The organism is Sphingomonas sp. PP-CC-3A-396, from assembly GCF_004343105.1.
Taxonomy (GTDB): Bacteria; Pseudomonadota; Alphaproteobacteria; order Sphingomonadales; family Sphingomonadaceae; genus Sphingomonas.
The window spans coordinates 1-17,177 of record NZ_SLYF01000014.1; the positions used below are offsets into that span (position 1 = coordinate 1).

Genomic DNA, 17,177 nt, shown 5'->3' on the forward strand with positions numbered 1-17,177 from the left:
GAAGCGAACTGTTTGTAACGCTTGTTTTCGCATTTGGCAGATCCGTCGCTGTTCAGGCTGCTCCGCCAACAAGGCGGGCTTCAGGCCGCGCTTACGCTGTGGTGAACCTCCGACGCCATTTCCGGATACGCGATAGCCTGCTCATAGCCGTCGGAATTGACGTGCTCGTTCTGCAGCTGCTGCGACTCCGTACCGGACTGTAATGTCGCAAACGCGGAGCTGTCGAAATCGATAAGCAGGTCACCCGTGCGATGACGCCCTGGCGCATATGAAGGCTGGAAACAGGAGGTAGTTATGGCAGGCTGGTCGATCACCATCATTCGGCAGGCTCCCGAAGATTACCCGCTAAAGCTTGATCGCGACGCGGTGCTGGCGAACTGGAAAGTCGGCGCAATTGGCACCAACTGGATCGAGGAATTGGTGGAACGCGGGAAGGCGCGATGTTTGAAAATGGGTGGATACCCCAATCTCTATACGGCACCCGCCGGATCAGTCGTGCCGTTGCTTCTCGGCGAGGAGCCGCCATCGGGGGAGGACGTGCTGATGCGCCGCCCGCGTGAGGTCACCATCAGACGAGACATGTTGGCACTATGCCCCTACGACGAGATGCTGACGATTGTGGTATGGGATCAGAGCTGATCTGAGCGGCTGCATCAGCGGCGGATACCATGAGCTACGCCAGTCCCGCGGTCTGAGCGATCCTCAGGCGCCAGTCCTCCGCTAGGCGGCCATCGGCGCCAAAATTTACCGACAGCCAAGCAGGCGCCTGCCATGTCGAGTCGTGCCGGTCAATGTCTGGCTGACCCGTGTCGTTGCATTGACCCGAACCTGCCTAACGGTTTGCCGACCGGCTAAGAGCATGTGCCGCCAGACGATGGCCGTCTTGTGCGGAATGCCTGCGGCTGCCAGCCCCTCCATCATACAGATCAAAAGACCTCGCCCGCTCTACGCTCCCAACGATTGTAGAGCGTCTTGCGTGGACCGTAGTCCTTGGGACGCATCGCACCAGCGTAACCCGTTGAGATTGACGAAAGATCGCGCCTTTCCGATCACAGGTCCCGACCCTGGTTCGCGACATGACTACATGTCGACACGTGGACTAGTAAGCGTTGCGGTGCCAAAGCACGCGGACCGTCAGGAAGATAATCTTGAGGTCGCGCCAGATCGTCCAGTCGGTCAGGTATTCAAGGTCGGCATCGACGCGGTTGCGCAGGTCGTCTTCGAACAGGGTAGCACCGCGATAACCGCGGATCTGCGCCAAGCCCGTCAATCCGGGTTTGGCCGCGTGGCGATCCCAGTACCGGTCGTCGACCTCCCAAAACAGCTTGTCGTTGGCACGCGAACCCAACGCATGCGGGCGCGGTCCGACGATGCTCATGCTGCCACCTAGGACGTTGAAGAGCTGCGGTAGTTCGTCCAGCGACGTCCGGCGGATGAAGCGGCCACAGCGCGTTACACGATCATCGTCGCGCGAGGCGGAATGGTGGCCGGCATGGTCGGGTGATTTCATGCTGCGGAACTTGAACATCCGAAACATGCGGTTGGAACGGCCGATCCGTGTCTGTTCGAACAGTATCGGCCCGGGGCTGTCGTAACGGACCCACAGCGCTACTGCAGCCATGACGAGCGCGAGAACGATCAAGGCTATCCCTGCCACGACGATGTCGAAAACGCGCTTGATGATTTGATCGACCAGATTGAGCGGTCCGACGGCGACGATCAGTGACGGCGCGTCATGATCAGGACCAATGCCGCGTGGGCGCAGCACGGCAAGTTCGGGCATGTCGATCTCGCCTTGGATATTGGCGCCCCGCAACGCCCGTGCCCAGGCCTGACGGCGCTCGGGCGGACAGGCGACGACGACGCGGTCCATGGCAGACAACGCCACGGCAAGTTTATCGTACATGACCGGGTCGTGATGATCGGAATCCAGCGTGAAGCCGGTAAGCGTGATCGAGAATTCTCCTGAGGGCATGGGCGCATCACCGTCACGGATCAGGGCGATACTGAAGGGATTGCCGCCAACGATCTGGGGGAGGCGGGGGATTAGCAGCCATCGCATGATACCCGTCAGTGCGAAGGCAAAGGCGGAGCCGAACCCGATCATGATGCGCGAGAAATCTTGTGCCGAGCGCAGATAAAAAGCGGCGATGACCACCAAAGCGAGCGTCACGGCGAGTGCGTACCAGCTTTTCTTGATCGCGATGACCGGGTCGCGCAGGCTGCGCGTGTCGAATGCATCGGCGCTGGCTGCGACGACGAGATAAACGGGTACCAGCACGATCATGAAAAGCGGTGTCCGACTGACAACGAAATCGGCGCGACCGAGCCAGGTCAGCAAGAACCCCGAGACGATCGCAACGATATCACCGAGCATGAGGCACCCGATCGAGCGCATGCGGAGTACCGCTGCCGGTGCATGCCAGGCCGTCCGGCTTATTTCGTCATGTGTTGTCGCCATACGCAAGTGTCACTATCCATTTTCCGACGACAGAGCCGGAAGATACTCAGCCTGGAGCCTTTAGGCGCATATCAACGACATTTCACCCCTGCGTTGGCAAGGCGCAACGAGGGCGACGTAACGGACATAGCACGGTCGGAATTCGGACTATCCTCTCTAAGCAATTTCTACCCGAAAGCACGAAGTGGAGGGTGCAGACAGGGCACTGACCCTGTTTGCTACGAGGCGGGATGCTAAAAGTTCGTGCTTTCGAGTAGGAATAGCCGATGACCCGTACACCTCCCGTAAAACGCCCCAAGGACGGCAAGCCGATCCTTCCCTCACGGATTCCCCAGGGAGAGCTGTTTCTGCTCGACAGCCCGCTTTACGGCGAGATCCGAGGCGAGCGTTCGCTGATGGCGTTCCCATTTTTCGCCCTCAGCAAAAATGCCTGGATGAAGCCGCTCAGCTACCAGACCGATACCGTCACGATCGAGGTTCGGCCAAGCGCAGGCGGCGTGGCGACGATCTACGACAAGGAGATCGTGCTTTATATCGCCAGCTTGATGGCGGCGAAGCTTGAGGCTGGCGACGACGTCGCGCAGGATTTCGTTTTCACCGCGCACGATCTGTTCAGCGTTACAGGCAGCAATCACAGCGCACGCTCATATGGGCGGCTGTCAGAAGCGCTTGAAAGGCTGCAAGGCACGCAGATCAAGACCAATATAGAAGCCGGTGGAGAGGGTGAGGAGGGCTTCTTCTCCTGGCTGTCGGAGGCAAAGCTTCATTATAACAAGACGCGTGCCGGAGAGCGTCGTCTTAAGGCCGTTAAAGTACGCCTATGCGATTGGCTTTTTCGCGCAATTCTTCTTGATCGCCACGTACTGGACTATGCGACTACGTATTTTCAACTTGGTCCTATCGAGCGGCGGATATACGAAGTCGCACGGTCCACTGCCGATGGAGAAGGGTTCGAGATCGATCTCGCGACCTTCCGGTTGCAGATCGGATATCAGAACCCCCTTGCGAATTTTCGTGCGGCACTGCGGCAAATCGTCGCGGCCGATACAATTCCCGACTATCGTCTTGAACTGGTGGAGACGGTCAGCGACCCGGACGTCGTCGATACGGTTCGACGCGGACGCAAGTCCAACCCGGTCCGGGTGGTGATCACCCGACGTCCCGCGCAACTTACCGATGGGGTCTCGTCTGCGCTGTCGCGCACGGTTCTGGCGACCGCGGAAGCATCGTCGCGGTCATCATCCGAATCAGAGAATTCCGATTCGGATGATCCCATTTAATTGATACCCGAAAGCACGAAGTTCCGAATAAATTCTACTCGAAAGCACGAATGCAGCGAGGAATTGATACTCGAAAGCACGAAGTTCCAGCGCGTAAATGTATAGTTATTCGTAATTGATACTCGAAAGCACGAACCGCGGACGCTTTTGTTTCCGACGATTTGCTGCAAAAATCGAGCGATGTCGGCGCTGTTGTCGGCGCAATCGATAATGGAGCGGCTGTGACCCCATAAAGGAAAGCCCGGCACGAGGCCGGGCATCCCAAGGTTAGAATGAAGCGACGTCGCCAAACGTCGATTCTGGAGCTCATCAAGCTCTCTTCATATAGCCTGGATCGTCCAGCGGTTCAAGGATGCGCGTTTCGCGCCACGCCCCTTTTTGCCTTGGTCCCAGCCCCTGACGGGGGACGGAAGATGACTGTTTTTACCTTGGGCCAAGCCACGCTGCGGGCGCTCGGCTCCATGACGGGAACTCGTAAGCCTTCAAGGTGTGGAACGCCCCACCGGACCGGTGCGCCCGTGCTGCGGGACAGCATCGAGGCGGGGACGTTCGAAGACATGTTCTTCATGGTTCCCGCCAAAGGCGAGACCGATAAGCTGCTACGGATAGCGAGGCGAACGCTCGATGCAGGTCGCCAACTGCGCCGAGAGGCCCGTAGCGGCGTGCGGACACTAACCGTTGTCGAGCGGCGCATCGCCGCGCTGACGGCTGCGGCGGTGCGCGTTTACGAAGAAATCCTTACGCTGGCACGACTGAACCGCGGTCAGGTCTTCCCGAGCTATGATCATCTGTCGGGTGCGACGAGCCTTGGCCGCGCGACGATCGCACGCACGCTGCGTATCCTCGAGAATCTCGGGTTTCTCGTCCGCCAGCGTCGTTTCAAGCGGATCGAAGCCGAGGGGCCTGGACCTCGCTATCGGCAAACATCCAATGTGTACCGGCCCACTCTGCCGCAGAGCGTACTTGCCTATCTGCCACGCTGGATGCGCCCAGCGCCGCTGCCGGACGATGTGGCGCAACAGGAAAACGATCGTGCTGCCGACATGGCCCGCATGAGGGCAGGGCTGTCGTGCCGGGATCTCGCCAAAGTCACGGTAGGAGGGCCGTTGGGCAAGATGCTGGAGAAGCTCGGGGCCGGCATCGATCGATTGGAACGCGAGTCTCAAAACGGTCCTCAACCGCATACCCACTTAATATGATTAACAATCATTTCGAAACAGCCTGGTCGGCTAGCACGCAGAAACAGACAGAGACCGGACAAAAAATCACCACAGAAACCTGTCAGCCAAATGTGGAAGTGCCGGCTACGCCGTCACATGCTCCCTAGCTGGAGCAAGCGGTGAGTGCGGTTATTCATACCACCGATGTCGACAGATCCATGTGTCGACAGCAGGAGAGCAGAATCCAATCGTTCGCCGTCGGTAATCGTCATTAGTGCTTGCCAAAACACGCCCGGTGAACCCATGTAGACATGTAGGGAGTTCGACATGCCGACTATTGCAATTATCAGCCAGAAGGGTGGGGCTGGCAAAACCACGCTCGCACTGCATCTTGCTGCAGCCGCTCACGACGCCGGCCGTGTGGCGCTCATCATCGATACCGACCCGCAAGCTACGGCTAGCCAATGGGCGGCCTGGCGACAGGACGCACCACCCGAGGTGATCGACAGCCCACCACCACGACTGGCTGCGAAGGTAGCGCAGGCAAAAGGGCAGGGGGCGGATTTCATCGTCATCGACACCCCGCCGCATGCCGACACTGCCGCACGGGCTGCGGTCGAGATCGCCGACCTTGTGCTGATCCCGTGCCGACCAAGCGCGTTCGATCTGTCGGCGATTCAGACGACGGCGAAACTCGTACAGCTGTTACGCAAACCTGCCTTTGTCGTGTTCACGGCCGGTTCGCCCAATGCCCCACGCATGTATCAGGAGGCAGGGGATCTGGTCATGAGTTTTGGTACGCCCGCCTGTCCCGTCCAGATTCCCGACCGAGCCGCATTCCGTCATGCCAGTGCCGAAGGTCGCACCGTCATGGAGTTCGAGCCCAGCGGTAAGGCAGCCGAAGACATTCGACACTTCTACGAGTGGACATGCCGACAAGTAGGCATGTCGACACAGGACAAGAAAAACGCTCGCAAGGGAAAACTCGCAGCATGAGCCGCAAACCCTCTTTCGCCAATCTGCGCGATCGTACGATACCCGAACCCGCCGTATCGCCGTCGTCGCCAGTCGGAGGGCAGGGCGCCACGACCGGTCCCGCCAGTCGGCAAGGCCGCAAACAGGTCGCCGGCTTCTTCAGCCCCGAAATGTCGTTCGCAATGCATACGCTGGCCAGACGTCAGGGCAGGAGCCTGCAGGCACTGATGGCCGAGGCGTTCAACGACGTGCTTCGCAAACACGGCGAGAGTCCGATCGGCGACTGATCCGAAGAGGTCTCGCTGGGCGCCGAGGGCAGGGCGCGGAAAGGAGTCCTTCGACGCCGGCGAGACGATCGTGGCGCCAGCGCAGTCAGACTTAATCGGACGCGTGCCCGTACATCCACGCCAGCGTGTCGATCAGCGGGCGCGGTTGCCAAGCGGGAACGGCGCTGCGCAACACCGTCGCGTCCCCGCCCAGGACTGGAACGTCGTTTGCCCGGACGAAGGCCGGATTGATGCGGACCTCGACGCTATGGCCGCTAAGCGTAGTCAGCATCGCCAGGATATCGTCGATCGACGAGACGGTTCCGGTGCAGATGTTCACCACCGGGGGGACATCAGCCTCCAGAACCAGCCCCGCATAGGCCTGCGCAACCGATCGGACGTCACCGAAATCGCGTTTGACCCAGCTGTTGCCCAATTCGATGATCGGTGCGCGTCGCCGGAAATGATCGACCAGTTTCGGCACCAGATATTCGGTAGCCTGACCGACGCCGGTATAGTTGAACGGCCTGGCGACGACGATATCGAGCCGATCCTTCCACAGCGCGGCTCCCAGCTCCATCGCGTGCTTGCTAATGGCGTAGTGATTGGCCGGATTGGCAATGGCTTGCTCGTCGATCAGACCCTGCGCGCCGGGGCCATAGACCTGCGCACTGCTGGCCAGGACGCATCGCGCGCTGGGTTTGTGGCGTGCGACCGCATCGAGAAGGTTGAACGTGCCGATCTGGTTGACGGCGTAGAAGGCGCGCCAATCGGCTGCATCCACGAACGCGCGTGCCGCCAGATGGATGACCCGATCGAAGTCGGTGGCGTCGACGGCACGCTCGACCGCGGTCGCGTCGCACAGGTCGGCCGACAGCGCGATGCACTCGACGCCGCTGGCAGCGAGCGCATCGACCACGAACCGGCCGGTAAAGCCGTCGGCTCCCGTCAACGCCACCCGCATCAGAACGACCAGCCTGCCGCGTTGCGGCGCATGTCCGCCTCGACCATCAACGCCGCGAGCTCCTCGAGCTGCACGGCGGGCTCCCAACCCAGATCGTCCCGCGCCTTGGTCGCGTCGCCGATCAGCAGTTCGACCTCTGCCGGGCGATAGAAATCGGGGTTGATCCGCACCAGCGTGCGGCCGTCCTTGCGATCGCGGCCGATCTCCTGCTCGTCGACACCCGACCAGTCGATGGCGACGCCGACCTGGGCAAAGGCGAGTTCGACGAAGGTCCGCACCGTCTCGGTCCGATTGGTCGCGAGGACGAAGGTATCGGGGATATCGTGCTGGAGCATGAGCCGCATGCCCTCGACATAATCCTTGGCATATCCCCAGTCGCGCTTGGCATCGAGATTGCCGAGTTCGAGGATCTCCGCTTTCCCCTGGGCGATCTTGGCGACCGTATCGGTGATCTTGCGGGTGACGAACTCACGCCCCCGCAGCGGAGACTCATGATTGAACAGGATACCACTGGTTCCGAAAATACCGAAGCTTTCCCGGTAGTTGACTGTCAGCCAATGCGCATAGAGCTTGGCGACGCCGTACGGACTGCGTGGATAGAACGGGGTATCCTCGCGCTGCGGTATCGCCTGGACCTTGCCGAACATCTCCGAGGTGGAGGCCTGATAGAAGCGGATGTCGCGGTTCACCGTACGGATCGCCTCGAGAAGATACGCAGCGCCCAGCCCGGTAATCTGCCCGGTGGTGATCGGCTGGTCGAACGAGACGCCGACGAAGCTCTGTGCCGCGAGGTTATAGATCTCGGTCGCCTCGGAGGCTTCGATCAGGCGAATGGCGGATCCCATGTCGGTCAGGTCATATTCGACAAGCTTGAGATTGGGATGGTTGGTGATGCCCAGTTCGTCGATCCGCCAGAAATTGACCGAACTCGTGCGCCGATAGGTGCCGAACACCGTATACCCCCGGTTGAGGAGGTTCTCGGCCAGATAGGCGCCGTCCTGACCGCTGATCCCGGTGACAATGGCAGATTTCGTCATGTTTGTTCCTGCTGACGGCCCGAAGGTGGAGGGCAACGATACTGAAGAGGGGTGGATGAACACCGCTTAGAGGCAGGTTGTGCGAATATCCAGAAAGCGAGCATATTCGATCCCGTCCGCATGCTCGACATGCACCCCAATCGGTATCGCTCGGCCATGCTGGCTCCCACGCCTATCCTGCGATAGACGCCGCCATCGGCAGTGGCCGATACCATCGCCTCTCGCGACATGTTCGATGATCCGAGATGATGGGTAGGTGCATTGCCGAGGTTACGATTTCGATGAGCGTGAATGCGAGACTGTGGCGGGCCAACGTGGTCGAGGGCGTCAAGGATGTCCTGGCATACGGCAAGGCAGCCTATCAGGGCATCGTACGCAGACGCCGCCATCCTGCCCGAACCCAAAAGAAGCACGTCTTGATGATCGATGATCTCGTGCCCGACCCCCTGTTCGGCGCAGGCTATCCTCGCGCCTTCGCCATTGTGCAGTCACTGGTGATGGCGGGGCATCGTGTTAGCTTCTATCCGATGCGATCGTCGCCGGCCGATATCGAGCGGATGACGACGACCTTCGCAGGCGCGGTCCTGTTCCATCCGGGTGCCGGTGCGCGGGGTCTGCGCCGTTTGCTCTGGACGCATGGCGCGAATTTCGATGCGCTGTTCGTCAGCAGGCCGATGCCGATGGCGGCGTTCGTGCAGGCGCGCTGGCAGCCCGCTGCGGATCACCCCATCCAAGTCGTCTACGATGCCGAAGCCGTGCTGGCGCCGCGCGAAGCCTATCGGCGAGCGCTGTTCGATACGCCTTGGTCGGACCAGGACTATAAGGCTGCGATCGCCGACGAACTCGAGGTCGCGCGCACCGCCGACGCCGTGACTGCGGTGGGCGAGGGGGATGCGACCACCATCCGATCCGTACTCGACATGCCGGTCTTCGTTCTGCCGCATCCAGTCGCCGTCCGAACGGACACCGCGTCGTTCGGCGACCGACAGGATTTTTTGTTCGTCGGCCGGCTGACCGGATCGTCGTCCCAGTCTCCCAACATCGATTCCGTCATCTGGTTTGTGAGCGCGGTCATGCCCATTCTCGACCGCCTTATCGGCACCGCCTACCGGTTGCACGTCGTTGGTCGGATAGAGTCCGCGGAGATCGAAGCACTCACCTCCCAGCGCGTCGTCCTGCACGGCGTGGTTGAAGATCTTCAGCCCGTCTATGATCGTTGCCGGGTATTCGTGGCACCAACCCGCTACGCTGCCGGCATTCCATTGAAGGTCGTGGAGGCGATGGGGGAGGGTATTCCCTGTGTCGTCACGCCGTTGCTGGCAGAACAGCTGGCGCTTGGCGGCCGCGTATCGTCGAAGGGAACCCGGCCGCAGGATTTACAGGCGGAAGACACAGACGCACGGCAGTTCGCACAAGACTGCGCACGTCTCTACACCGATCATCTAGCGTGGCAGGCTGCGCGCGATCATGGCACCGCGCATGTGACGCGCTGCTTCTCACAGAAGGCGTTCGACACCGTTCTGCAGGACGTTCTGGAGCAGGACGATCGGCCGCGTGGTGCGCATGGCGTGCCTTTTTCACGCACGATACGCTAAGGCGCGATGATGTCAGTGCGGCGTTCCCTTGCCTGGACCTTTTCGGGCCAGTTTATCGCGTTCGTGGTCCAGTTCGGTGGCCTGATCGTTGTCTCGAGACTGTTGTCGCCGCGTGAGGTCGGCATCTACGCCATCGCGATGGCGGCGCTGGGGCTCATCCAGGTCTTCACGACCTTCGGGATCGCGTCCTTCATCGTCCGCGAAGCCGAACTCCCGACCGAGACGCTCGAAGCTGCCTTCACCGTCAATGCCATCCTCGTATTGTGCCTCACGATCCTGCTGGCGGGGCTGAGCTTTGCGACAGGGCCGTTATTGGGAGCCCCGCAGGCGGGCAGCGTGCTGCGGATCGTCGCGCTCAGCAATCTGCTGGCCATCGTTAACTTCAGACCCTCCGCGATGCTGCAGCGCGAAATGCAGTTCAAGCAGCTGTCGATCATCAGCCTGACCAACATCTCCGTCCAGACGAGCGCGACCATCACGTTCGCGCTGCTCGGCGCGAGCTATATGAGCCCGGCCTATGCAGCCCTTGTTTCGGGGATCGCGGTCACGCTGCTGACCCAAATCTTCGGCCGCCATCATATCGGGTTTCGCCCGTCGCTCGCGCAATGGCGGCCAATCACGACCTTCGGTCTGCAGATGATGTCGGTAAGTGGCGTCGCGATGATAACCGGAAAGCTTTCCGACCTGCTGCTTGGCCGTATCTTAGGCGTGGCGGCACTGGGTCTCTATGGCCGCGCGTCGAATCTTTCGGGGATCATCTTCGAGAATCTGTACGGCACCGTCACGCGCGTCGTGTTCGTCCAGCTTTCCAAGGATTACCGCGAGGGCGGTGACTGGCGGGGCACCTATCTGCGCAGTTTCGCGATGATCACCGCGTTCATGTGGCCGTTCCTGATCGGTCTTGCCATTCTTTCGCGTCCCGTAGTCTTCATCCTCTACGGAGAGCAATGGCTGCCGGCTGCGCTGCCGCTCTCGGCGTTGCTGGTCGCGCAGTTCTTCGGCGTGGCGTTCGGGATGAACTGGGAGCTGTTCGTGCTGCGCGGCGAGACCGGACGCCAAGCACGCTACGAAGTCGCGCGGCTGGTGCTGGGCGTGCCGATCTTCGTGATCGGCTGCATGTTCAGTATTCTAGCCGCGGCGCTGGCCAAGATCGTCGATGCGCTGATCGGTCTCGTGCTCTATTATCCCCATGTCCGGCGACTTGCCCAGCTCGACCGCTATGCGATCCCGAAAGTCTATCGCGACAGCGGCATATTGACGATCATGGCGGTGTTGCCGGCGCTGGCGACTATGATCTTCTACGACTGGTCGCCGCGCACGCCGCTTCCGGTCGTGGCAGGCGTTGGAATCCTCGGCATCGCGTTGTGGTTCGGCACCATCATCGTCATGCGACATCCCCTATACGACGAGATGATCATCGTGTGGCGGCGGTTTTCGCAAACCCGCGCGACCGTCTGACGCTTGGTATCTGCGTGGCTAGGACCGCCGTCGGGCCAAGTGCCCCTGTTTGACAAAATAGTCGATCAGGGTGGTTTCGATCGCAGGGTCGGTGAGCCGCTGGAACTGCTTTTGGCCCTGATCGACCCAGTTTGCGCGCGTCTCCGGATCGAGCATTTCTGCCATTGCCGCAGCGATATCCTCTGCCGATGACGGGTCGATCAAGCGAGCACCGCGACCCCCCACTTCGGCCTGCGATCCGCCGAACCCGGCGATCACCGGGATGCCGGCCTGGAATCCTTCGGCGATCGCCATGCCGTAGCCTTCGTAAAGCGACGGATAGACCATCGCGCGGCTCTCGCTCAGGATGCGGAACTTGGTGTCGTGGTCGACATAGCCGGTCAGGACCACGCGCTCGCCGAGCGCGAGCGCGTCGATCTGCGGCTGCAGCGCGGCATAGTTCGAGCCGACCAGCACGAGCCGATAGTCCGGGTGATCGCGCACGAACCGGGCAAAGCCCTCGAGCAGGACATTGACCTTCTTGCGAAAATCGACGCCCCCGACATAGACGAACTGATCGCGCGGCGCGACCGGCGCCTGCCGGTCGACATCCTTCAACCGGATCAGGCACGCGGTGACGTCGCGGCGATGGAAGACGCGGCGGATGTCGATCGCGCTCTGTTGTGAGATCGTCAGGATCGCATCCGCCCGCGCGACCGCGATCAACTGCGCCACGGTCTCGGCATTGGCCGATGGATGCCGCAACAGCCTTTTCCAGTGGCGCAGATGATAGTGGCGAAAGAACAGGTAGGGAATGACGTCGAGCAGCCCTAGCACGTAGCGGACATGCCCGGCCTTGCGCAGCGGGATGCCGCGATTGGCGCCGGTAAAATACACGTCATAGTCGCTGCCGGCGAGATGACGCGGCAGAGCGCGCTGTTCCCAGCGCAGCGGCCCCTGGTCGCCGAACACCCGCATGTCGAGGCCTGCGACCTCGGTATAATGCGGCAGCAGCGGCTGGTTGCTGAGCAAAGTCAGCGCGAAATCGCCTTTGCGCAGGCATTCGATCACCGAGCAGAGATAGATCGTATAGCCGCACGGCGCGCCGCTGAGCGGACGGACGTCGATCGCGATCCGAATCGCGCCCTTGCTGGCGACGGGGGCGTCGCTGACGGCGGGGGCAGCAAGCATGCAAGTTCCTTCAGGTTCACCGGCGCGGGACATAACGCGCAAAGCGGGCGGCGCGGGTCCGTCGCGGGCCAATTGATCGTTTTGTACGGCGCACGGAAGCCGAAATCGAACCCCGCAGCCGGGTTGCTGCCGACCGATCCGCACCGTAGAGGACTGCGCATGTCTTCCGGCCGGCGCATATACACCACGCTGGACGGGTTGCGCGGATTGGCCGCTCTGCTGGTCGTCTTGTACCATAACCCGCTATTGTCGGGGGCGTTCTGGCCCCAGCATGGCTGGTTGGCGGTCGACATGTTCTTCATGCTCAGCGGGCTGGTCATCGATCGCGCCTATGCCGCGCGGCTGGCGACGCACATGTCCGCCGGACGCTTCATGCTGGTGCGGTTCATCAGGCTCTGGCCGATTTATGCGCTCGGCTGCCTCGCAGGGCTGGGGTTTCTGCTGGCCCTCCACGTGTGGCGGCATGACGTGACGCTGATGGATATCGCGGCGACTCTCCCCAATCTCCTGTTCGTGCCGGCGTTTCGCTGGGTCGATATCGGCTATCTCGTTCCGCTCAACCCGCCCGGCTGGTCGCTGGTGTTCGAGCTGCTCGCCAATCTGGTCTATGCGCTCGTCCTGCCATATCTCTCGATCCGTAAACTGATCGCGATCGTCGTGCTGGCGGCCGCGGGCCTCGCGATCCTGATCGCGACCGGCGGGACTCTCGAACTGGGCGCGATGCAGGGGGAAGCGCTTGGCGGCCTTTTGCGGGTCAGCTTCGCCTTTTTCTGCGGTGTCCTCATCGCGCGGATCAGCCGTGCCGACAAAAGCCGCGACGGTGCGCTCGGTCCGCTCGCGATCCTGGCGGTGCTCGCCACCGCGCTCGTCCTGCCGGTCGGCGTCTGGGGACAATGGCTGGTCATCGTCGCGTTGTTCCCGGCGCTGGTCGCGGCCGGCGCCTATATGGAGCCGAACGGGGATCTCACCCGACGAGTCTTTCGCGTGCTCGGACGGCTGTCCTACCCCGTCTATGTCCTGCAATATCCCGTCGGCATTGTCATCCTCACGCTGCCCAAGCTGCTGTCCGGGCCCGGCGTCCAGCTCGCCGGCTGGGCGACGATCGCGATCTTCCTTCTCGGCTGCGCGTTCGTCGATCGCTTCTATGACGGCCCGTTGCGCGACTGGATGACCCGCCGCGCGATCGCGCACCGCATGCTGCCCCTGTCGCGCGACCACACGGCGGACGCGTCGACCCGCCCGCTCTAGCGCAACGGCCCCGCCCCGCCGGGATTGCCCCGCCCGGCGCGCGGTCAAGCGGCGCGGCAACGCCAATCTATTATTGCAGGCGGGCGGGCGAGGACCTATCCCGCGCCAATGCGTTCCCCTGTCCAATTGATCAAGCCTCGCCGGTTCGGTGATCCGCGCGGCTGGTTTACCGAAGTCTATTCGGTCCCCGCCTTCGAAAAGCTCGGCATCACCTGCACCTTCGTCCAGGACAATCATTCGTTGTCGGTCCCTGCCTTCACGCTGCGCGGTCTGCATTTCCAGACTCCGCCGCGTGGGCAGGACAAGCTGGTGCGCTGTGTCCGCGGCCGGATCTTCGACGTCGCGGTCGATATCCGCAAGGGCTCACCGACCTATGGGCACTGGGTTGGTGCCGAATTGTCCGCCGAGAACGGGCATCAGCTCTTTATCACGATCGGTTTTGCGCACGGCTTCGTGACGCTCGAGCCCGATTGCGAAGTGACGTATAAATGCTCCGACACCTACGCACCCGATTCCGATGGCGGTATCCGCTGGGACGACCCGGCGATCGGCATCGACTGGCCGATGCCGGCCGGCACCGTCCCCGAACTGAGCGCGAAGGACCAGGACCAGCCGCTGCTCGCCGATTTTGACAGCCCATTCCCCTATGACGGCCGCCCGCTCGGCCCGCTTGTCTGAAGGACAGATCAATGCGTATTTTAGTCACCGGCGGGGCCGGCTTCATTGGTTCGGCCCTTGTCCGTCACCTGATGGAAAACACCAGCCACGAAGTGCTCAACTTCGACAAGCTGACCTATGCCGGTACGCTGACGACGGTCGAGCGCGTCGCGAGTTCGAACCGCTACCGGTTCGTCCAAGGCGACATCTGTAATGCCGACGCCGTCCGCGCGGCGATCGCCGAATTCAAGCCCGACGTGATCACGCATCTCGCGGCCGAGAGCCATGTCGACCGCTCGATCGACGGCCCCGGCGCGTTCGTCCAGACCAACGTCGTCGGCACCTACACGATGCTGGCCGAGGCCCGCGCCTATTGGCTGTCGCTCGACGAGACGGCACGCAAGAGCTTCCGCTTCCATCATATCTCGACGGACGAGGTGTACGGCTCGCTCGGCGACACCGGGCTGTTCACCGAGGACACGCCCTACGACCCGCGTTCGCCCTATTCGGCGTCGAAGGCGGGATCCGACCATCTCGTCAGCGCGTGGGGCCACACCTTCGGGCTGCCGGTGCTGATCACCAACTGCTCGAACAATTACGGACCGTATCACTTCCCTGAAAAGCTGGTCCCGCTGATGATCGTCAAGGCGCTTGCCGGCGCCGACCTGCCGGTCTACGGCAAGGGCGACCAGGTCCGCGACTGGCTGTACGTAGAGGATCACGTCCGCGCGCTGCATGCGGTGTTCGAAAAGGGCGAGCCCGGCCGGACCTATAATGTCGGCGGGAATAACGAGAAGCAGAACCTCGAGGTCGTGAAGACCGTCTGCGCGATCCTCGACCGGCTGCGCCCGCGCGCCGATGGCCAGTCCTATGCGACGCAGATCACCTACGTCGCCGACCGCCCCGGCCACGACAAGCGCTATGCGATCGACGCGACCCGGATCAAGGACGAGCTCGGCTGGGAGCCGATCGAGACGTTCGAGACCGGGATCGAGAAGACCGTCGCCTGGTATCTCGACAACCAGGACTGGTGGCAGGCGATCGTCGCCGAGCACAAGGCGGATCAACGTCGCGGGCTTTCGGTATGAGCGATAGCGTGAAGCGGATTCTCGTCACTGGCGGGAATGGCCAGCTCGGCACCGAGCTGAAGCGCTACGCCTGGCCCGACGGCTGGGCGGTCACCGCGATCGACATCGACGAGCTCGACTTGCGCGATACCGCCGCGATCGCTGCGATGGTCGCCCAAGGCATCGGTGGCCAGCCTTGGGCAGCGGTGATCTCGGCCGGCGCCTATACCGCGGTCGACAAGGCCGAGAGCGACATCGTCACCGCCTGGGCGGTCAACGCGGTGGCACCCGCGGCGTTCGCGGAGGCTTGCGCGAAGGCCGGCATACCGATCGTCCAGGTCTCGACCGATTACGTCTTCGACGGTGCCCGCGATGGCGCGTGGGACGTAAACGATCCGGTCGCGCCGCTCGGGGTGTACGGCGCGTCGAAGCTTGGGGGCGAGCTTGCGGTGCGGACCTCGGGCACACGCCACGCGATCGTCCGGACCGCCTGGGTGGTCAGCGCGCACGGCAACAACTTCATCAAGACGATGCTTCGCGTCGGCGCGACCAACCCGACATTGCGCGTGGTCGACGACCAGCGCGGCAGCCCAACGTCCGCGATCGATCTTGCAGCTGCATTGGCGACGATCGCGATGCGCCTCGTCGAAGATCCCGCCGCCCCTACCGGCACCTACCATTTCAGCAACGCCGGCGCGGTCACCTGGGCCGGCTTCGCGCGCGAAATCTTCGCGCAGAGCGCAGCGCGAGGCGGGGCCAGCGCCGAGGTCGAGGGCATTCCGACCAGTGAATACCCGACGCCGGCCACGCGCCCCGCCAATTCGCTGCTCAGCCATGACGCGATCACCCGCGACTACGGCATCCATCCATCGGCGTGGCAGACCGCGCTCGGCAATATCCTTGACGAACTGCTCGGGGCCCCCAAGAAGGACATCTCCCAATGAAGGGCATCATTCTCGCAGGCGGCTCGGGTACGCGGCTCCATCCGGCGACGCTCGCCGTGAACAAGCAGCTGCTGCCGGTCTACGACAAGCCGATGATCTATTATCCGCTGTCGGTGCTCATGCTCGCCGGCATCCGCGATATCCTGATCATCTCGAGCCCCGAATATATCGATAATTATCGCCGCCTGTTCGAGGACGGCTCGGCATTCGGCCTGGCGATTTCCTATGTCGAACAGCCACGCCCCGAGGGTCTCGCCCAGGCTTTCACGATCGGCGCGGACTTCATCGGCGACGACGACGTCGCGCTGGTGCTCGGCGACAACATCTTCTTCGGCGCACACCTGACGGACCTCTTGGCGAGCGCGGTCGCACGCAAGGGTGGCGCGACGGTGTTCTCGTACCGCGTCGAGGATCCCGAGCGCTACGGCGTGGTCGAGTTCGGTGAGGGCGGCAAGGCGATCAGCCTCGAGGAAAAGCCGGCAAAGCCCAAGTCGCACCATGCGGTCACCGGCCTGTATTTTTACGACAACCGCGTCGTCCAGTTCGCGCGCGATTTGAAGCCGAGCCCTCGTGGCGAGCTCGAGATCACCGATCTCAACCGCCTCTACATGGACGCCGGCGACCTGTTCGTCGAACAGATGGGCCGCGGCTATGCCTGGCTCGACACCGGCACGCACGACAGCCTGCTTGAGGCGAGCGAGTTCGTCCGCACGATCCAGCACCGGCAGGGCATCCAAGTCGCTTGCCTGGAGGAAATCGCGTTCGAACAGGGCTTCATCACCGCCGATCAGGCGCGCGCACGCGGTGAGATGTTCAAGAAAACGGCGTATGGCCGCGCAATCCTGAACGCCGTCGACACAACGTCCTGACGCTGATGGCGAAGAAGGCTACCGTG

17 protein-coding genes and 1 pseudogene are annotated in these 17,177 nt (G+C 62.2%); 12 read left to right on the plus strand and 6 right to left on the minus strand.

Features of this window, described 5'->3' with window-relative positions:
- Window positions 1–80: 80 nt before the first annotated feature.
- Window positions 81–320, minus strand: coding sequence for a hypothetical protein (locus C8J40_RS19175; RefSeq protein WP_132898385.1), 240 nt, complete (start codon window positions 318–320; stop codon window positions 81–83).
- Between C8J40_RS19175 and C8J40_RS19180 the strand changes: the two genes are divergently transcribed.
- Window positions 295–639 carry a hypothetical protein gene (locus C8J40_RS19180; RefSeq protein WP_132898386.1) on the plus strand — a complete coding sequence of 115 codons (345 nt, stop codon included), beginning with the start codon at window positions 295–297 and terminating at the stop codon, window positions 637–639. The genes C8J40_RS19175 and C8J40_RS19180 overlap by 26 nt on opposite strands.
- Window positions 640–870: 231 nt before the next feature.
- On the opposite strand, the pseudogene C8J40_RS20840 reads toward C8J40_RS19180, so the two are convergent.
- Window positions 871–1,032: pseudogene (locus C8J40_RS20840) on the minus strand (IS5/IS1182 family transposase); the annotation flags it as partial.
- A gap of 67 nt (window positions 1,033–1,099) precedes the next feature.
- Window positions 1,100–2,377 (minus strand): sugar transferase, encoded by a 1,278-nt coding sequence (locus C8J40_RS20845; RefSeq protein WP_243693508.1) that lies wholly within the window; start codon window positions 2,375–2,377, stop codon window positions 1,100–1,102.
- 350 nt (window positions 2,378–2,727) lie between these two features.
- On the opposite strand from C8J40_RS20845, the gene C8J40_RS19190 reads away from it, so the two are divergent.
- From C8J40_RS19190 to C8J40_RS19205, 4 genes are all read left to right on the plus strand, one after another.
- On the plus strand, window positions 2,728–3,741 hold the full coding sequence (locus C8J40_RS19190) for a replication initiator protein A (protein WP_132898388.1): 1,014 nt from the start codon (window positions 2,728–2,730) through the stop codon (window positions 3,739–3,741).
- A 413-nt stretch (window positions 3,742–4,154) separates the two neighbouring features.
- Entirely contained in the window at window positions 4,155–4,940 is a 786-nt protein-coding gene (locus tag C8J40_RS19195; protein ID WP_132898389.1) for a helix-turn-helix domain-containing protein, read from the plus strand.
- A gap of 288 nt (window positions 4,941–5,228) precedes the next feature.
- Entirely contained in the window at window positions 5,229–5,897 is a 669-nt protein-coding gene (gene parA, locus C8J40_RS19200) for a ParA family partition ATPase (protein ID WP_132898390.1), read from the plus strand.
- Complete coding sequence (locus tag C8J40_RS19205) at window positions 5,894–6,163, plus strand: ribbon-helix-helix domain-containing protein (RefSeq protein ID WP_132898391.1); 270 nt, start codon at window positions 5,894–5,896, stop codon at window positions 6,161–6,163. The genes parA and C8J40_RS19205 overlap by 4 nt, the downstream gene beginning before the upstream one ends.
- 91 nt (window positions 6,164–6,254) lie before the next feature.
- On the opposite strand, the gene C8J40_RS19210 is transcribed toward C8J40_RS19205, so the two are convergent.
- Together C8J40_RS19210 and gmd are read right to left on the minus strand one after the other, a co-directional pair.
- Window positions 6,255–7,100 carry a GDP-mannose 4,6-dehydratase gene (locus C8J40_RS19210; protein WP_207901295.1) on the minus strand — a complete coding sequence of 282 codons (846 nt, stop codon included), beginning with the start codon at window positions 7,098–7,100 and terminating at the stop codon, window positions 6,255–6,257.
- Window positions 7,101–7,105: 5 nt separating this feature from the next.
- Window positions 7,106–8,143, minus strand: a complete 1,038-nt coding sequence (gene gmd / locus C8J40_RS19215; RefSeq protein WP_132898393.1) for a GDP-mannose 4,6-dehydratase — start codon at window positions 8,141–8,143, stop codon at window positions 7,106–7,108.
- 314 nt (window positions 8,144–8,457) lie between these two features.
- On the opposite strand from gmd, the gene C8J40_RS19220 reads away from it, so the two are divergent.
- Complete coding sequence (locus tag C8J40_RS19220) at window positions 8,458–9,738, plus strand: glycosyltransferase (protein WP_165911530.1); 1,281 nt, start codon at window positions 8,458–8,460, stop codon at window positions 9,736–9,738.
- A 15-nt stretch (window positions 9,739–9,753) separates the two neighbouring features.
- Window positions 9,754–11,196 (plus strand): oligosaccharide flippase family protein, encoded by a 1,443-nt coding sequence (locus C8J40_RS19225; RefSeq protein WP_165911531.1) that lies wholly within the window; start codon window positions 9,754–9,756, stop codon window positions 11,194–11,196.
- Between the two features lie 18 nt (window positions 11,197–11,214).
- On the opposite strand, the gene C8J40_RS19230 is transcribed toward C8J40_RS19225, so the two are convergent.
- Window positions 11,215–12,366 (minus strand): glycosyltransferase, encoded by a 1,152-nt coding sequence (locus tag C8J40_RS19230; protein ID WP_165911532.1) that lies wholly within the window; start codon window positions 12,364–12,366, stop codon window positions 11,215–11,217.
- 159 nt (window positions 12,367–12,525) lie between these two features.
- Here C8J40_RS19230 and C8J40_RS19235 point away from each other — a divergent pair, with 159 nt between their 5' ends.
- The 5 genes from C8J40_RS19235 to rfbA all read left to right on the plus strand — a co-directional run bounded on the left by C8J40_RS19235 (window position 12,526) and on the right by rfbA (window position 17,151).
- Window positions 12,526–13,614, plus strand: coding sequence for an acyltransferase (locus C8J40_RS19235; protein WP_165911533.1), 1,089 nt, complete (start codon window positions 12,526–12,528; stop codon window positions 13,612–13,614).
- Between the two features lie 108 nt (window positions 13,615–13,722).
- A complete protein-coding gene (rfbC, locus tag C8J40_RS19240; RefSeq protein ID WP_132898397.1) occupies window positions 13,723–14,292 on the plus strand; it encodes a dTDP-4-dehydrorhamnose 3,5-epimerase in 570 nt (189 codons plus the stop codon).
- 11 nt (window positions 14,293–14,303) lie between these two features.
- The gene (gene rfbB / locus C8J40_RS19245; RefSeq protein WP_132898398.1) at window positions 14,304–15,359 is read left to right on the plus strand and encodes a dTDP-glucose 4,6-dehydratase; all 1,056 of its coding nucleotides are present in this window, start codon (window positions 14,304–14,306) and stop codon (window positions 15,357–15,359) included.
- Complete coding sequence (rfbD, locus tag C8J40_RS19250; protein ID WP_207901297.1) at window positions 15,356–16,282, plus strand: dTDP-4-dehydrorhamnose reductase; 927 nt, start codon at window positions 15,356–15,358, stop codon at window positions 16,280–16,282. The genes rfbB and rfbD overlap by 4 nt, the downstream gene beginning before the upstream one ends.
- Window positions 16,279–17,151 carry a glucose-1-phosphate thymidylyltransferase RfbA gene (gene rfbA, locus C8J40_RS19255; RefSeq protein WP_132898399.1) on the plus strand — a complete coding sequence of 291 codons (873 nt, stop codon included), beginning with the start codon at window positions 16,279–16,281 and terminating at the stop codon, window positions 17,149–17,151. The genes rfbD and rfbA overlap by 4 nt, the downstream gene beginning before the upstream one ends.
- Window positions 17,152–17,177: the final 26 nt, after the last annotated feature.

What these genes read in the sequence shown, in the direction of transcription:
- rfbA (WP_132898399.1), top strand. Translation starts at nt 16,279, where the DNA reads ATGAAGGGCATCATTCTCGCAGGCGGCTCGGGTACGCGGCTCCATCCG.
- parA (WP_132898390.1), top strand. Translation starts at nt 5,229, where the DNA reads ATGCCGACTATTGCAATTATCAGCCAGAAGGGTGGGGCTGGCAAAACC.
- C8J40_RS20845 (WP_243693508.1), bottom strand. Translation starts at nt 2,377, where the DNA reads ATGCTCGGTGATATCGTTGCGATCGTCTCGGGGTTCTTGCTGACCTGG.
- C8J40_RS19175 (WP_132898385.1), bottom strand. Translation starts at nt 320, where the DNA reads ATGATGGTGATCGACCAGCCTGCCATAACTACCTCCTGTTTCCAGCCT.
- rfbC (WP_132898397.1), top strand. Translation starts at nt 13,723, where the DNA reads ATGCGTTCCCCTGTCCAATTGATCAAGCCTCGCCGGTTCGGTGATCCG.
- C8J40_RS19190 (WP_132898388.1), top strand. Translation starts at nt 2,728, where the DNA reads ATGACCCGTACACCTCCCGTAAAACGCCCCAAGGACGGCAAGCCGATC.
- gmd (WP_132898393.1), bottom strand. Translation starts at nt 8,143, where the DNA reads ATGACGAAATCTGCCATTGTCACCGGGATCAGCGGTCAGGACGGCGCC.
- C8J40_RS19235 (WP_165911533.1), top strand. Translation starts at nt 12,526, where the DNA reads ATGTCTTCCGGCCGGCGCATATACACCACGCTGGACGGGTTGCGCGGA.
- C8J40_RS19195 (WP_132898389.1), top strand. Translation starts at nt 4,155, where the DNA reads ATGACTGTTTTTACCTTGGGCCAAGCCACGCTGCGGGCGCTCGGCTCC.
- rfbD (WP_207901297.1), top strand. Translation starts at nt 15,356, where the DNA reads ATGAGCGATAGCGTGAAGCGGATTCTCGTCACTGGCGGGAATGGCCAG.
- C8J40_RS19230 (WP_165911532.1), bottom strand. Translation starts at nt 12,366, where the DNA reads ATGCTTGCTGCCCCCGCCGTCAGCGACGCCCCCGTCGCCAGCAAGGGC.
- C8J40_RS19180 (WP_132898386.1), top strand. Translation starts at nt 295, where the DNA reads ATGGCAGGCTGGTCGATCACCATCATTCGGCAGGCTCCCGAAGATTAC.
- C8J40_RS19205 (WP_132898391.1), top strand. Translation starts at nt 5,894, where the DNA reads ATGAGCCGCAAACCCTCTTTCGCCAATCTGCGCGATCGTACGATACCC.
- rfbB (WP_132898398.1), top strand. Translation starts at nt 14,304, where the DNA reads ATGCGTATTTTAGTCACCGGCGGGGCCGGCTTCATTGGTTCGGCCCTT.